Source organism: Streptomyces sp. CBMA29 (assembly GCF_014596445.1).
GTDB lineage: Bacteria > Actinomycetota > Actinomycetes > Streptomycetales > Streptomycetaceae > Actinacidiphila.
Genome location: NZ_MECL01000155.1, coordinates 22686 through 36765, shown reverse-complemented (window position 1 = coordinate 36765; position 14080 = coordinate 22686). Strand labels below are relative to the sequence as shown.

Genomic DNA, 14080 nt, shown 5'->3' with positions numbered 1-14080 from the left:
GGGGCTGCGGGCTTACGGGTTTGCGGGCTTACGGGGCTACGTCGTCGGCTGCGGCGCCGGGCGCGGCGGGTGGGTGCCGCGTCCGGTGCCGGGTGACGTGGGGCGACCGGTGCCGGACGCGGCCAACAGCGCGCCGTCGCCGTGGTGTTGTGGCGACCGTGTCACTGTCTCCAGGCGGCCAGGATGTCGTCGGTCGTCGTCACCGTGGCGACCAGCGACAGGGTGTGCCGGACGACGGCCGCCGCGTAGTCGGCGGGGACTCCGGCGACGGCGTCGGCGGGCAGCACCACGTCGTAGCCGAGGTTGACGGCGTCGAAGACCGCGTTGGGGATCGCGATGTTGAGCGAGACCCCGGTGACGATCAGGGTCCGGCAGCCGAGGTTGCGCAGCAGCGCGTCGACGTCGGTGCCCGCGATCGGCGAGAGGCCGTGCAGCCGGGTGACCGTCAGGTCGGTGTCGGCGACCGGGATCTCCTCGGTGAGCCGTACGGCGTCGGTGCCGTCGAGCTGCTTGACCGGCAGCCGGTCGGCGGCGCGGAACAGCCGGGCGTTGCGGTTGGCTCCGCGCCCGTCCGGGCGGCGGATCGCGACGGCGTGCAGGACGGCGGCGCCCGCGGCGTGCGCGCCCGCGACCAGTCCGCCGACGCGGTCCAGCGCGCCCGAGTCGCGTGCCGCGGCGGCCAGTTCGGGCAGCGCGCTGTCACGCCCGACCACACCGCGCTGGCACTCGACGGTGAGCAGCGCGGTGGTCGCGGGCCCCAGCAGTGCGGCGAGGCGGTCGGCGGAGGTCATGGCGCGCACCATAATTGACGGTCCGTCAGATCGGAAGGGATCAGGGTCTGGACCCTTGCGGCGCGGTGCCGGATGATTCCGGGCGGAGGATCTGATGTGAGATCAGCTCTTCGTCAGCGATGGGCGATGCGCACGGAGGTGCCATGACCGCCATCCAGCGTCGGGGCCGCAGGATCATGATGGGCCCGGCCGAGATCGACGCCTTCCTCGCCGGGCACCGCACCTGCCGGGTCGCCACCGTCTCGCCGGACGGCCGTCCGCACGCGGGCGCCCTGTGGTTCGCCTGGGACGGCACCTCGCTCTGGCTCTACTCCCTGGTCCGCAGCCGCCGTTGGGCCGACCTGCGGCGCGACCCGCGGATCGCCGTGGTCGTGGACGACGGCGAGGACTACGGCGAACTGCGCGGCGTCGAGCTGTCCGGGACGGTCGAATTCGTCGGCGAGGCCCCGCGTACCGGCGTGCCGCACCCCGAACTCGACACACCGGAACGCCTTTTCTCCGAGCGGAATTTCGGCCTGTCCGAGATGCCGCACGACGGGCGGCACGCGTGGCTGCGGCTGACACCGGAGCGGGTCGTCTCGTGGGACTTCACGAAGATGGCCGCCGCGGCGGCGCGGCCGGAGCCGGGGCGTTCCTGAATCCGCCGAGCGGCGCGAGCCTCACTGTCGGACCGCGTTTCAGGCCGGGCTCGGGACCGGACTGCGGACCGCGCTCGGGACCGGACTACGGGCCGCGCTCAGGACCGGACTGCGGACCGGGCTCGGGACCGGACTACGGGCCGCGCTGCTTCGCCGGGGGTCAGTCGCCCACGCGTCCCGCCGAGCGGCGCAGAGCCTCGACCGCCACGCGGATGGCGGGGCGGCGGTCCGCGTCCTCGCGCCAGACGGCGTAGACATGGCGGCGCATGGTGTGCTGGACCGGGGCGATACGGACGCCTCCGGGCATCGGGTCGCGGCCGAGGCGGGGCATGACGGCGACGCCGAAACCGGCGGCGACGAGGGCGAGCACGGTGGCGTGTTCCTCGGCGTGGTGCGCGATCCGCGGTTCGATGCCCTTGCCGCGCAGGGTGAAGAGCAGCCATTCGTTGCAGAAGCCGCCGTCGGGCCAGGCGATCCAGTCCTCGTCGATCAGTTCGTCCAGCTCGATCTGGTCACAGCCCTCCAGCCGGTGCCCCACGGGCAGCGCGATGTCGACGATGTCGTCGACGAGCGGCGCCTTGGCGAGGCCGCCGGGCAGCGACAACGGCTTGTTGTACCAGTCGAGGACCACCGCGAGGTCGATGTCGCCGCGGGCCAGCCGGGCCAGCGACTCCTGCGGCTCCAGCTCGTGCACAACGGTCCTGAGCTGCGGGTGCTCGCGCCGCAGCGCGGTCAGGGCCTCGGGGAACAGGCCGCGGACGGCGGTGGGGAACGCGCCGGTCCGCAGTTCGCCGACGGCGGCGCCCCGGTGCGCCTCCAGGTCGGCGTGCGCCAGCTCGACCAGGGACAGTATCCGGTCGGCGTGCCCGGACAGCAGCCGTCCCGCGTCGGTCAGCCGCACGCCCCGGCCGTTCTTCGTCAGCAGCGACTGGCCGGTCTCCCGCTCCAGCTTCGCCATCTGCTGCGACACGGCCGAGGTCGTCACGCTCAGCATGTCCGCCGCGGCGGACACCGAACCGTAGGTGTCGATGGCGTGCAGGACGCGCAGGCGCTCCAGACTCAACATGTTAGTGATCCTACATCGTCCGTGTACAAATTCTCGCTTGTTCTACGAGGTCGAACGCGTCATCGTAGTCGCATGACCGCATCCGCCGAGCCCAGGACAGCCGCTTCCGCTCCCGTCTCCCCGACACCCGCCTCCTCTTCGCCCCGCTCCGTCCGGACCTCGCGCCGGATACCGCGCGGGACCGTCGACTGGCGGATCCGCTTCGCCGCGCTCGGCCTGGTCTGGGGCTTCAGCTTCCTGTTCATGAAGGTGGGCAACGAGGCGTTCGCGCCCCTCCAGGTCACCCTCGGCCGGATGGTCTTCGGCACGGCGGTGCTGGCCGTGGCCGTCGCGGTCAAGCGCGAGCGGCTGCCGCGCGGACCGCGCGTCTGGCTGCACCTGACGGTCGCCGCGGTCCTGCTCAATTCGCTGCCGTTCTCGCTGTTCGCCTACTCCGAGCAGACCATCCCGTCGATGCTGGCGGGGATATGCAACGCGGCGACGCCGCTGTTCTCGATGCTGGTGTCCGTGGTCGCGCTGTCGGAGGACCGGCCCTCGCGGCAGCGCTTCGCGGGTGTCGGCCTCGGCTTCATCGGCGTGCTGACCGTGCTCGGCGCCTGGCAGGGCTTCTCGGGACAGGACCCCAAGGGCACGATCATGGCGCTCACCGCGGCCTTCAGCTACGCGGTCGGCTGGGCGTACGTGCGCCGCACCCTGTCCGGCACAGGCAGCTCCCACCTGGCGATGTCCGCGAGCCAGTTGAGCATCGGCACCGCGCAACTGCTGCTGGTCACACCGTTCTTCACGTCGATGCCCGACTCGTATCCGCTCACGTCGGTGCTGTCGGTGCTGGCGCTGGGCGCGCTCGGCACCGGTTTCGCCTTCCTCATCCAGTACGGCCTGGTCGCGGAGAAGGGGCCGACGATCGGCTCGATGGTCACCTACCTCATCCCGATCGTGGCCACCGCCGCCGGTGTCCTGCTGCTCGGCGAGGCACTGAGCTGGAACGAGCCGCTCGGCGCCGCCGTCATCCTGGTCGGCGCGGCCCTCACCCAGCGCCGCCCCAAGGCCGTGCCCACACCGGAACCGGAACCGGAAATGGTCGCCGTACCCGTGGCGGCCGAGGTCCAGCTCCAGACACTGATACGGACGGAGGACGCGCTGCCCGCCGCGGAGCCCCGGTCCGCGGCCGAGCCCGGAGCGAACGTACCCGTGACGGCCGTCAGGGCTCAGCCGTAGCGGCCCGCGCCTGACGCCGTGCCCGGCCCCGCCGGGCGCAGTACGGCGGCGACGGCGTCGGCCAGCGGGAGGACGTCGGCGGGGGCGAGCGCGGAGACGGTCAGCCGGATGCCCGGCGGGGAGGCCAGCCGGAAGCGGGCGCCGGGCGCCACCGCCCAGCCGCGCTGGAGCAGTCCGGCCACCGCGCCGGTCTCGTCACTGACCGGCACCCATACGTTCATGCCGCTGCGGCCGTGCGCGGTGATCCCGCGCTCGGCCAGGGCCCGCACCAGCCCGTCGCGCCGCTCGCCGTAGGACCGCGCGGTGCGGGCCGGATCGACGGCGCCGGACTCCCAGAGGTGGACGACGGCCCGTTGTAGCAGGTGGCTGACCCATCCGGCGCCGAGGCGGTGCCGCCCGCGCACGCGGTCGACGGTCACGGCGTCGCCGGTGTAGAGCGCGAGCCTCAGGTCGGGGCCGTACGCCTTGGCGGTGGAGCGGACCAGCGCCCAGTGGTCGGTGACCCCGGACAGGCAGTGCAGCGGCAGGTCGACAAGACCGTGTACGTGGTCGTCGTCGATGACCAGCACCTGCCGGTGGCCGGCGAGCAGGGCGCGCAACTCGCGGGCGCGGGCGGCCGAGACGGCCGCGCCGGTCGGATTCTGCCCCCGGTCGGTGACGACGAGCGCCCGCGCGCCCGCCCGCAGGGCCCGTGCCACGTCCTCGGTGAGCGGTCCCTCGTCGTCCACTCCAACCGGGACGGCGCGCAGCCCCATCGCCGGGACGAGGTCGAGGGTGCTGCCCCAGCCGGGGTCCTCGACGGCCACGGCGTCGCCGGGCCGCAGATGGGCGGCCAGGACGCGCTCGATGGCGTCGAGCGAGCCGGAGGTGATGCCGATCGGCCCGCCGGGAACGCCGTCCGCGTCGAACGCGGCGCGGGCCGCCGCCGCCAGTTCGGGATCGACCGGGACGGCCCCGTAGAGCGCGGGGGCCTCCGCGTGGCGGGCAGCGGCGGCGGCGAGCGCACCGTCGAGCGGCGGCAGCAGTGCGAGGTCGGGGTTGCCGGAGGCGATGTCGCGGACGCCCGCCGGGACGTCGATCCGGATCTCGTCGCGGGGCGCGGTGGCGGGCCGCGACCGGACCCGGCTACCGCGCCGCCCCGCCGTCTCGATCACCCCGCGGTCGCGCAGCAGCCGGTAGGCGGCGGCCACGGTGTTCGGGTTGACGTCCAACTCCTGGGCCAGCGCCCGCAGCGGCGGCAGCGCCTCACCGGGCCGCAGCGCACCCGTGCCGACCGCGCTCTCGACGCTGGCGGCGATATCCGATGCGCCCCGACCTGTGATCCGGTAATCTCCTAGCACAAACCTTATTATGCACTAGTGCAAAGGATCTCGCCATGGCCTCCGCACCTCCCGTCGGATATCCGCCCACCGACCGCACCGTCCCGACCCGCAGCCGCGAACGCGCCGCGTACGACCGGGAGATGGTGCACGGCATCCTGGACGAGGGCTATGTGTGCCACCTCGGCTTCGTCCGGGACGGCGCGCCGGTCGTGCTGCCGACGCTCTACGCCAGGTCGGGCGAGCGGCTGTACGTACACGGTTCGACCGGGTCCCGGCCGCTGCGCGGGGCACGGGCCGACGACGGGCTCGCGGTCTGCCTCACCGTCACCCACGTCGACGGCCTGGTGCTGGCCCGCTCCGCCTTCCACCACTCGATCAACTACCGCTCGGTGGTGGTGCACGGCATCGCCCACCAGGTGACCGACCCGGCCGAGCGGTCGCTCGCGCTGGACGCGATCGTCGAGCAGGCCGTGCCCGGACGCGCCGCCGACTCCCGCCGGGCGGACGCGAAGGAGCTGGCCGCCACCGCCGTCATCCGGCTCGACCTGCTGGAGGTGTCGGCGAAGCTCCGCACCGGCGGCCCCAACGACGAGCCGGAGGACGTCTCGCTCCCCTACTGGACCGGCGTGGTCCCGGTCGCCAGGACCTACGGCGCCCCGATCCCGGCGGACGACCTCGACCCGTCGATACCGCTGCCCGGCTACCTGCCCGGCCGGCCGCGAAAGTGAGGGCCGCGGCATGCTGATCCACCCCTGGGACGCGCCCACCTCCGACAGCGAGTGGCGGGAGTGGCTGGCCGTACACGACTTCGGCCAGCTCACCGTCAACGGCCTCGACGGAGAGCCGCCGTTCGTCCAGCCGCTGCACTTCGCCTACGACCCGCGGGCCGGCGCCGACGGTCCCGGCCCGGCCGGGCTGGGCGAGGCCGTCACGCACCTCGCCCGCCCGAACCCGATCTGGCGAGCGCTGGAGGCAAGCCCGCGGGTCACGCTCAGTGTCGTGGACGACTACACGTTCATCCCCGGCCCCTGGCACACGCCCGAGGGCGCCCCCACGGAACACGGCACACCCACCAGCTTCTACACCGCAGTCCTGCTGTACTGCACCGCCCACATCGTGGACGACCCCCAGCTCAAGGCCGACCTCCTGCGACGCCAGGTCGGCCACTTCCAGCCGCGAGGCGGCACCGCGCCCGTGGAACCTGGCCAGGAGCCGTTCGGACGCATGCTGCCCGGCATCCGCGGTGTGCGCCTCGACGTCACCGACGTACGGGCGAAGTTCAAGTACGGCGGCAACAAGCCGGAGCAGTTGCGGCGGCGCGTGATGGACCTGCTCGCGGACCGGGACGGGCCGCACGACGCGGCGGCCCGTACCCATCAGATCCGCCGCCTGTCCGCGGCGGCCGACGCCGGGACCGGCGCCTGAGGGCTCACCCCACGACGGGCGCCGCCCTCCGCGCCGCCGACGCGGACCTGGCCTCCTCAAGACCGAGACCGGTCACGGCCACCAGCAGGATCACGGTGCCGGTCACCGTCGCGGCCGTGAGGTGTTCACCGAGCAGTGCCACGGCGATGACGGCCGCCGAGACCGGTTCGATCAGGGCGATCACCGAGACGGTCGCTGCCCGCAGCACCGCGGCGCCCGCGAAGTACAGCCCGTACGCGGCGGCCGTCGGGACCGACGCCAGATAGCAGAGCAGCAGCACCGTACGGCCGAGCCCCGCCGCCTGCGGCAACAGCCCTTCGGCCCAGGCCGCGGGCAGCAGCGCCACCGCGCAGATGCCGAACGACCACAGCGAGGTGTCCAGCGGGTCGCCCGCGGAGCCGGTGCGCCCCAGCCACCGGGTGAGCAGCGTGATCGCCGCGTACCCCGTGGCGGACAGCACCGCGAGCAGCACACCGAGCGGCCGTACGCCCGTGCCGCCGTCGCCCAGCACCAGCACCGCGAGGCCGCCGAGCGCGCCCGCCACGGCCGCCGTACCGCCGCGCCCGAGCCGCTCCCCCATCGCCAGCCGCGCCACGACCGCGATCAGCACCGGGCCCGAGCCGAGCGTCACCACCGTGGCCACGGCCAGCCCGGTGGACTTCACCGCGCAGAAATACGCGGCCTGAAAGAGCGTCAGCCCCGCGCCGGTGACCAGGATCCGCACCGCCTTGCGCCGCCGCGGCTCCGCCCGCACCACCCGCACCGCGGCGGCCGGACGCACCGCGCGTACCGCCAACAGCAGCAGAAAGCCGCCGACCGCGCGCCAGAAGGTCAGCGACAGCGGGCCGAGCCCGCTCCCGTCGTACAACAGCGCCGCCGCGGCGCCCGCCGTGCCCCAGGCGGTGGCCGCGAAAACGACATAGATCAGGCCCCGGTTCGTCGACAGGGCAGCGTCGGCCGGGGTGTGGACATGCGTGAGTGACACGAGAATTCTCCCGCGGAAGAGGTGGGGTGAGGTCGCCGGTCGCCATATGCGGACAGCGACGACCCGGCCGTTCACCTCGAACGCGAGTCACCGCGCCGGGTCCGGCCCCAGGTCTTCCGAAATGTCGCCGCCCGCGTCAGACGGCAGGAGGCGGGAGAACGGTGAGATGCATGGGGAGAGCTTACGCGCACCCCTGGGGCACCTCTGCGTAGGTGGGTTCGCCGGTAGCCAGCGAGCCAAAGGCGGCGCCGGTGTCGAAAGGGAGAACGCGCACAGTGACCGAGGAACGAGGGAGCGAGCACGATCGACCGTCGACACCGGATTTAAGCCGCCGGAGGCGAGAGGGCGGCAAAAAGAGGGGATCGCGGTGAGTTTGCGCAAGGGGGCTCCCACGCACGGTTCGCCGCCACAGTGAGCTCACGCACAACCGTCCGCCGCAACGGCTCCCTTACCCAAGGCGCCCCCACGGGGGGGCTCGCCGCAGAGCTGAGCTACCGACGCACCCCACCGCCCTGCGGTGACCCGGCGGCGAACCCCCCGGGAGGGCTCAGGCGTCGGCCAGGTCCGGTTCCGGGAGCGGGTCCGGCGTCGCCGCCGGCTTGGCGCGGCTCGCCGTCTGGGCCGTGAAGGCTCCCGCCAGGACGAGGGCGCCGCCGACGACCTGGGCGGCGCCCAGGTGCTCGTCGAGGAGGACCCAGGCGAGGACGGTGCCGACGATGGCTTCGAGGGTGGCGACGACCCCGGCGATCTGAGGGGTGAGGCGGCGGACGGCGAGGACACCGGCGAGGTAGGCGACGACGGTGGAGACGAGGACGATCCAGGCGACGAGGAGAACGGCGGGGACCTCGCGCTCGCCGAGCGCGGACTGCTGCCAGATGATCGCCCAGTCGATGTTCCAGGGGCGGGCGACGACCGAGAGGACGACGGTGCCGACGAGGAGGCCGTAGGCGATGACGGCGATGGGTTCCGGCGCGTCCCCGCGCTCGGCGCCGTCGTCGGCGAGGACGAAGTAGGCGACCTGGCAGCAGGCGGCGCCGAAGGCGAGGAGCAGGCCGAGCGGGTCGAAGGCCAGGCCGGACCAGATCTCGACGACGGCCGCCATGCCGGCGATGGCCAGGACGACGCCCAGGGCGGCGGACCGGCTGACGGGACGGCGCTGGACGAAGCGGACCCAGCCCAACAGCAGGGCGGGGCCGAGGAATTCGACGAGGATGGCGACGCCGACCGGGATGCGGGAGATGGCCACGAAGTACAGGGCCTGGCAGCCGGTGATGCCGAGGAGGCCGAATCCGAGGATCAGTCCCGGCCTGCGGCGGGGCAGTTCGCGGTGGCGCAGGGCGACGGGGAGCAGGATGAGCGCGGCGCCCGCGACGCGCATCCAGACCACGTGCAGCGGGTCGAGCCCTGATTCGATCAGCGGTTTGGCGGCGACGCCCGAGCCGCCGAAGGCGAAGGCGGACACCAGAGCGAGCCCGAGGCCCCCGTTTCGCCGCTGAGTTACGTGCATCGAGTCATGATGTCAGCTCGCGACAGGACCGTCATCCCGGTAGCCGCTGACGTCGAGTCCGGCGGCGCGCAGCACGTCCACGGCGCGGCATTCGGGGTCGGAGGCGAGCGCGTCGAGCAGGTCGATGCCGTCGGCCTGGGTGCGGCCACGGCGGCGGGCGAGGGCGACGGCGTTGCGCATCGCGGCGGCGGCGGACGGGCTCCAGCCGGTGCCGGCGACGGCCTGGACGGTGGGCAGCGCGCCGGAGTCCTCGACGGTGCCGCGCCAGCGCAGCCCGTAGCCGATGCTGCGCTGCACCAGGTAGCCGAGCACGCGGACGACCTGGCCGGTCCCTGCGTCGCAGGCGGCCCGCGCCAGGGGGTCGATCTCCAGCAGGGAGTGCAGCAGGTGGGCGGTGTCGATCTGCTGGTCGGCGTCGCGCGTGGCCCGGCGGCGCGCGCTGGCCGCCACGGAACGCAGTTCGACCGTGAGGCGGAGGTCGTCCGCGAGGTGGCTCAGGTCGAGCGGCGGCCCGTGGTTGCTGTACACGCCATCCACCTCATCAGGCGGCCCCGGTGTGGCGCATCCGCACCGGGGGCCATCCGTGCCTCCGCCCGTGGAGGGGGTTGGCCGGTTCCCGCGTCATCCCCAGGGATGAGTCACGGCCACAGCAGGGTCCGGGTCCAGCCGCCGTCCGTGTCCCCGTTTGCGTCCGTGTCCCCGTCGCCGGGCTTGTCCCCGCCCTTCCCCGCCTGATCGGAGCGGGTGTACCGCAGCCGCACGTGGAAGCGGCCGGGGTCGGCCTGGAAGAACTCCGCTTCCCGGGCGCGCAGCCGGTAGACGGTGTGGCCCTCGGGAATCCGCTCCGGTTCCGCGGCCACCAGGGCGTCCGCCGCGGCGCGCGCCCGCTCGTACTCCATCGCTCCGGTCAGCGGGCCGCTCATCCGCCCGATGAAGCCGGCGGCGCGGGAGGCCGGGGAGCGGCCGAGGAAGTCCCGCCGGGCGGTCTCCTCGTCCAGTACGTCGACCGGTCCCGTCATCCGGATCTGCCGCCCGTGCGCGGGCCAGTACCAGGTCAGCGCGGCGACGGGGTTCGCGGCCAGGTCGCGGCCCTTGCGGCTGACCGCGTCGGACGCGAAGTCGAAGGCGCAGTCGTCGGTGTCGACGCCGCGCAGCATCAGGACGCGGGCGCTGGGCGTGCCGTCGGCGGCGGCCGTGGCGAGCGTCATGACGTGCGGTTCCGGCAGCGCGTCGGCAAGCGCCAGTTCCAGCCAGGTCGCGAAGAGCGGGCCGGGGCTGTCGGGTGCGTCGGCCGGGTCGAATTCCGGCAGCGGCCCGGCCAGTACGGGGGCGGCCCGCAGCCTGGCGAGCAGCGCCGCGTCGCCCGGCGTGGGGTCGCCGGGCGACGTACGGCCGTGTCCCGGCCCGCCGGGTACCGCCTCGTCCGGCGGCGCATTACCGACTGCCGCCCCGCCGGGTGCCGCATCATCGGGTGACGCGCCCCCGGCTGACGCGTCGCTTCCGCCGTCGGGGGTAGCCGGACCGTCGTCTTCGCGCATATGTCCTCCCGTCCGACCCGCAACCGTACCGGCCGTCGCCTCGTCCCTCTCTGGCGACAAACACCGACCTGCCCCGCCGCCGGGGAAGGAGTTCCATGGTCCGACCGCTGCTCTTCCTGGATGTCGACGGCGTGCTCAATCCGGTGCTGCCCTCGCCGGACTTCACCGTGCACGACATCCTGACCCACACCGTGCTGCTGTCCGCCAGGCACGGCGTGTGGTTGCGCGAACTGGCGGATATGTACGACCTCGTGTGGGCGACCACCTGGGAGCACGAGGCGAACACGCACATAGCCCCGCGCCTGGGTCTGCCGCCGCTGCCGGTGGTGGAATTCAGCGGCTACCGGCCGCGGCCCGGCGATCCGCCGCCGCGCGAGGCGGAGCGGTACTCGGCGCGCAAGTGGGCGCCGATCCTGCGGTACGCGGCGGGCCGCCCCTTCGCCTGGACCGACGACGTGATCCCGCGCCGTCTGGTCCGCAGGGCCAGGTTCCGTCCTGACCGGCTGCTGCTGCCGGTCAATCCGGCGCACGGTCTGCCGTGGGCGCATGTGAACCGGCTGCTGGCCGCTCCCCCGACGCTGTCGCGCAGCGTCGGCAGGCCGCACTCGCCATATCTGACAGTCCATCAGTATTGAGTGTTGCGGCGCCCGCGGTTACGGTGCGCGGCACGACCGGTACTCAGGGAGTGGACCGGTACTCAGGGAGTGATCGCATGGCCGAAGTCTCCGCACAGGCGCGTATCGCGGCCCCCGCAGGGAAGATCTGGGACCTGCTGACCGACTTCTCCTCCTACGGCGAGTGGAACGCCACCCACACCGCCTTCCCGGACGGCGGCCCGCGGTCGCTGACGGCCGGGGCCACGTACCAGGAGAGTCTGCGGATGATGGGCTTCCCCGCGGACGTGACCTGGACGGTCGACGAGCTGGAGCCCGAGCGGGTGCTGGGCAGCAGCGGCAAGGGGCCGATGGGGGTGAGCCTCGGGATGCGGTACGCGCTCACGCCCGACGGCGACGCCACCGAGGTACGGATCGACGGCACCTTCACCGGGGCCGCCGTCTCCCTCATGGCGGGCAAGCTGAAGGACTCGGCGACGACCGCGCTCAACGACTCGCTGCGCGCCATCGCCGGGCTCGTCGAACCGGCGGAGCCCCCCGCGCCGGGCGCGTGACGGCCGGCCCGTACGCGAAGCGCCGGGCCGCACGAGGGGGTCGTCCCTCGCACGGTCCGGCGACGAGCGTGGATCAGCGGACCGTCACCGTGGCGGTCTGCGTCCCCGCCGTGAAGACGTAGGCGCCGCGTGCCACCTCCTGCTTGCCCGCGCCGTTGACGTCACCAGGGGTGACCGCGAGACGGCTCGGCGGCACGTCGAGCGCGACGGTACGGGACTGCCCGGCCTTCAGGTGCACCTTGGTGAAGGCGACCAGCTTCCGGGACGGGGCGAGCACGTCGCTCGACGGCTGCGACACGAACACCGGCACCACCAGATCGCCGTCACGGTGACCGGAGTTGGAGACCTTCACCTTCAGGTGGACGGTGTCCCGGGCCCGCACGGTGGACGAGTCGGCCTTGACCGAGTCGAAGCCGTAGGCGGTGTAGGACAGGCCCGCCCCGAAGGGGTAGGCGGCGTCGACGAAGGACTCGGGGCCGCCGTTGGTGCCGGGCAACTGCTGGTAGTACATCGGCTCGTTGCCGATGTCCTTGGGCCAGGTCGCGTTGAGCCGGCCGCTCGGGTTGACCTTGCCGAACAGCACGTCGGCGACGGCGTTGCCGCCCTCGCTGCCGGGCAGCCAGGACATCAACAGGCCCTGGGTGCCGTCCGCCTCGCCGAGCACCAGCGGGCGTCCGGCGAGCACCACGGTGACCACCGGCTTGCCGGTCGCCTTCAGGGACTTCACCAACGCCACCTGGTCGGCGGTCAGTTCGGGCCGCGGGCTGTCCGCCGCGCCCTCGGCCGCCGCCTTCTCGCCGACGACCACCACGGTCAGGTCGGCGTTCTTGGCCTGCGCCACCGCGTCGTCCGCGGTCGTGGCCTGGACGACCTTCGTACCGGAGGGCGCCGCCTTCTTGATGCCCTGGAGCACGGTGGTGCCGGGCAGCGTCACCCCGTCGGGCACGCCCTGCCAGCCCACCGTCCAGCCGCCGACCTGGTCGTTGATGTCATCGGCGTAGGAACCGGCGACCACGATCTTCTTGGCGGAGGACGAGATCGGCAGCACATTGCCGTCGTTGCGCAGCAGCACCTGCGACGCGTCGGCCGCCTGCCGCGCCAGCGCGGTGTCGGCGCCGAGCACCCGGCCGTTGGCCTTCGAGGCGTCCACGTAGGGGTGTTCGAACAGGCCGAGTTCGAACTTCATCCTCAGGATGCGGGACACGGACTGGTCGATGCGCTTCTCGGTGACCAGGCCGCGCTGCACGGCGGTCTTCAGGCCGGTGCTCCAGCCCTGCGCGTCGTACGGCTCCATCGCCATGTCCAGGCCCGCGTTGACGGCCTTGGCGATCGCCTCGGGGTAGTCGGCGGCGACGTGGTACGCGGTCTGCAACGCGGCGACGTCGGCCCAGTCGCTGACCTCGACGCCGTCGAAGCCCCACTGCTTGCGCAGCACATCGGTGAGCAGGTAGTGCGAGGCGGTCGCCGGAATGCCGTTGACAGCACCGGAGTTGATCATCACCGACTGCGCGCCCGCGTCGATGGCCTGCTTGTACGACGGCAGCAGCGTGTCCTGGAGGTAGCGCATCGAGACGTCGCCGGGCACGCGGTCGTGGCCGTTGCCGGGCTCGCCGTAGCCGGGGAAGTGCTTGACGGTCGCGGCGACGTTCTTGGCGCCGTTGGCGCCCTCGATGCCGTCGACCGCCGCGGCGGCGAGCGTGCCCGCGAGCAGCGGGTCCTCGCCGAAGGTCTCGTAGTAGCGGCCCCAGCGCTGGTCGCGCGCGATGTCGGTGACCGGCGCGAAGTTCCAGTCGATGCCGGTGGCCGCGACCGCCTTGGCGGTGGAGGCGGCGGAGTCCTTGGCCAGCTTCGGGTCCCAGGCGGAGCCGAGGCCGATCTCCTGCGGGAAGATCGTGGCACCCAGCACGTTGTTGTGACCGTGCACGGCGTCGACGCCGTAGATGACCGGGATGTGCAGCCGGGATTTCTCGACGGCGTATTTCTGCACCGCGTTGACCATCTTCGCCCAGTTCTCAGGCGTGTTGACCGCCGGTCCCGCGCCGCCCCCGGACAGTACGGATCCGGCCGCGTTGTCGAGAAGCACGCTCTTCATGCAGGATTCGGTGAATTCGCCACCGCTCCACTCGCAGTCGCCCTGCATTCTGACCACGGAGATCTGGTCCATCTGACCGATCTTCTCGGCCAGTGTCATCCGCTTCAGCAGATCCTTCACCCGGACGTCGACCGGTGCTTTCGCGTTGGTGTACGTCGGATTGTCCCCGGCCTCCGCCGGTACGGAAGCGACCGCGGCCACACACGCTGCGGCGGTGGCGAGTGTCAGAATGATTCTGAGGCGTGGTCGTCGTCGTGCGTTCGTAGGCATCGCAGGCGTCCCGTTCCTGTCGGGGTCCCGGCGGGTTGCGGGACCTAGTGCCGTAAACGT

General features: G+C 72.8%; 14 protein-coding genes. 6 read left to right on the top strand and 8 right to left on the bottom strand.

Annotation, left to right across the window (positions count from 1 at the left end; genetic code table 11):
• Positions 1–161: 161 nt before the first annotated feature.
• Positions 162–791 (bottom strand): isochorismatase family protein, encoded by a 630-nt coding sequence (locus tag BGM09_RS20790; protein WP_188283163.1) that lies wholly within the window; start codon positions 789–791, stop codon positions 162–164.
• 143 nt (positions 792–934) lie between these two features.
• Between BGM09_RS20790 and BGM09_RS20785 the strand changes: the two genes are divergently transcribed.
• Positions 935–1429: a pyridoxamine 5'-phosphate oxidase family protein gene (locus tag BGM09_RS20785; RefSeq protein WP_188283162.1), complete on the top strand. Its 495-nt coding sequence runs from the start codon at positions 935–937 to the stop codon at positions 1427–1429.
• A 160-nt stretch (positions 1430–1589) separates the two neighbouring features.
• On the opposite strand, the gene BGM09_RS20780 is transcribed toward BGM09_RS20785, so the two are convergent.
• The gene (locus tag BGM09_RS20780; protein ID WP_188283161.1) at positions 1590–2495 is read right to left on the bottom strand and encodes a LysR family transcriptional regulator; all 906 of its coding nucleotides are present in this window, start codon (positions 2493–2495) and stop codon (positions 1590–1592) included.
• Between the two features lie 72 nt (positions 2496–2567).
• Between BGM09_RS20780 and BGM09_RS20775 the strand changes: the two genes are divergently transcribed.
• Positions 2568–3713 (top strand): DMT family transporter, encoded by a 1146-nt coding sequence (locus BGM09_RS20775; protein ID WP_188283160.1) that lies wholly within the window; start codon positions 2568–2570, stop codon positions 3711–3713.
• On the opposite strand, the gene BGM09_RS20770 is transcribed toward BGM09_RS20775, so the two are convergent.
• On the bottom strand, positions 3704–5053 hold the full coding sequence (locus BGM09_RS20770) for an aminotransferase class I/II-fold pyridoxal phosphate-dependent enzyme (RefSeq protein WP_188283159.1): 1350 nt from the start codon (positions 5051–5053) through the stop codon (positions 3704–3706). The two genes, BGM09_RS20775 and BGM09_RS20770, sit on opposite strands and share 10 nt — an antisense overlap.
• 35 nt (positions 5054–5088) lie before the next feature.
• Here BGM09_RS20770 and BGM09_RS20765 point away from each other — a divergent pair, with 35 nt between their 5' ends.
• On the top strand, positions 5089–5763 hold the full coding sequence (locus BGM09_RS20765) for a pyridoxamine 5'-phosphate oxidase family protein (RefSeq protein WP_188283158.1): 675 nt from the start codon (positions 5089–5091) through the stop codon (positions 5761–5763).
• A gap of 10 nt (positions 5764–5773) precedes the next feature.
• Positions 5774–6460, top strand: a complete 687-nt coding sequence (locus BGM09_RS20760; protein ID WP_188283157.1) for an FMN-binding negative transcriptional regulator — start codon at positions 5774–5776, stop codon at positions 6458–6460.
• 4 nt (positions 6461–6464) lie between these two features.
• Here the strand turns inward: BGM09_RS20760 and BGM09_RS20755 are convergent, their stop codons facing one another.
• The 4 genes from BGM09_RS20755 to BGM09_RS20740 all read right to left on the bottom strand — a co-directional run bounded on the left by BGM09_RS20755 (position 6465) and on the right by BGM09_RS20740 (position 10490).
• Complete coding sequence (locus BGM09_RS20755; protein ID WP_317452803.1) at positions 6465–7445, bottom strand: DMT family transporter; 981 nt, start codon at positions 7443–7445, stop codon at positions 6465–6467.
• Positions 7446–7992: 547 nt separating this feature from the next.
• Entirely contained in the window at positions 7993–8952 is a 960-nt protein-coding gene (locus BGM09_RS20750) for an EamA family transporter (RefSeq protein WP_188283156.1), read from the bottom strand.
• A 12-nt stretch (positions 8953–8964) separates the two neighbouring features.
• A complete protein-coding gene (locus BGM09_RS20745) occupies positions 8965–9480 on the bottom strand; it encodes a Clp protease N-terminal domain-containing protein (RefSeq protein ID WP_188283155.1) in 516 nt (171 codons plus the stop codon).
• Positions 9481–9590: 110 nt separating this feature from the next.
• The gene (locus BGM09_RS20740; RefSeq protein ID WP_188283154.1) at positions 9591–10490 is read right to left on the bottom strand and encodes a pyridoxal 5'-phosphate synthase; all 900 of its coding nucleotides are present in this window, start codon (positions 10488–10490) and stop codon (positions 9591–9593) included.
• A 95-nt stretch (positions 10491–10585) separates the two neighbouring features.
• Here BGM09_RS20740 and BGM09_RS20735 point away from each other — a divergent pair, with 95 nt between their 5' ends.
• Together BGM09_RS20735 and BGM09_RS20730 are read left to right on the top strand one after the other, a co-directional pair.
• A complete protein-coding gene (locus BGM09_RS20735) occupies positions 10586–11125 on the top strand; it encodes an HAD domain-containing protein (RefSeq protein ID WP_188283153.1) in 540 nt (179 codons plus the stop codon).
• Positions 11126–11202: 77 nt separating this feature from the next.
• Entirely contained in the window at positions 11203–11658 is a 456-nt protein-coding gene (locus BGM09_RS20730) for an SRPBCC family protein (protein WP_188283152.1), read from the top strand.
• 73 nt (positions 11659–11731) lie between these two features.
• On the opposite strand, the gene BGM09_RS20725 is transcribed toward BGM09_RS20730, so the two are convergent.
• On the bottom strand, positions 11732–13951 hold the full coding sequence (locus BGM09_RS20725) for a glycoside hydrolase family 3 N-terminal domain-containing protein (RefSeq protein ID WP_188283151.1): 2220 nt from the start codon (positions 13949–13951) through the stop codon (positions 11732–11734).
• Positions 13952–14080: the final 129 nt, after the last annotated feature.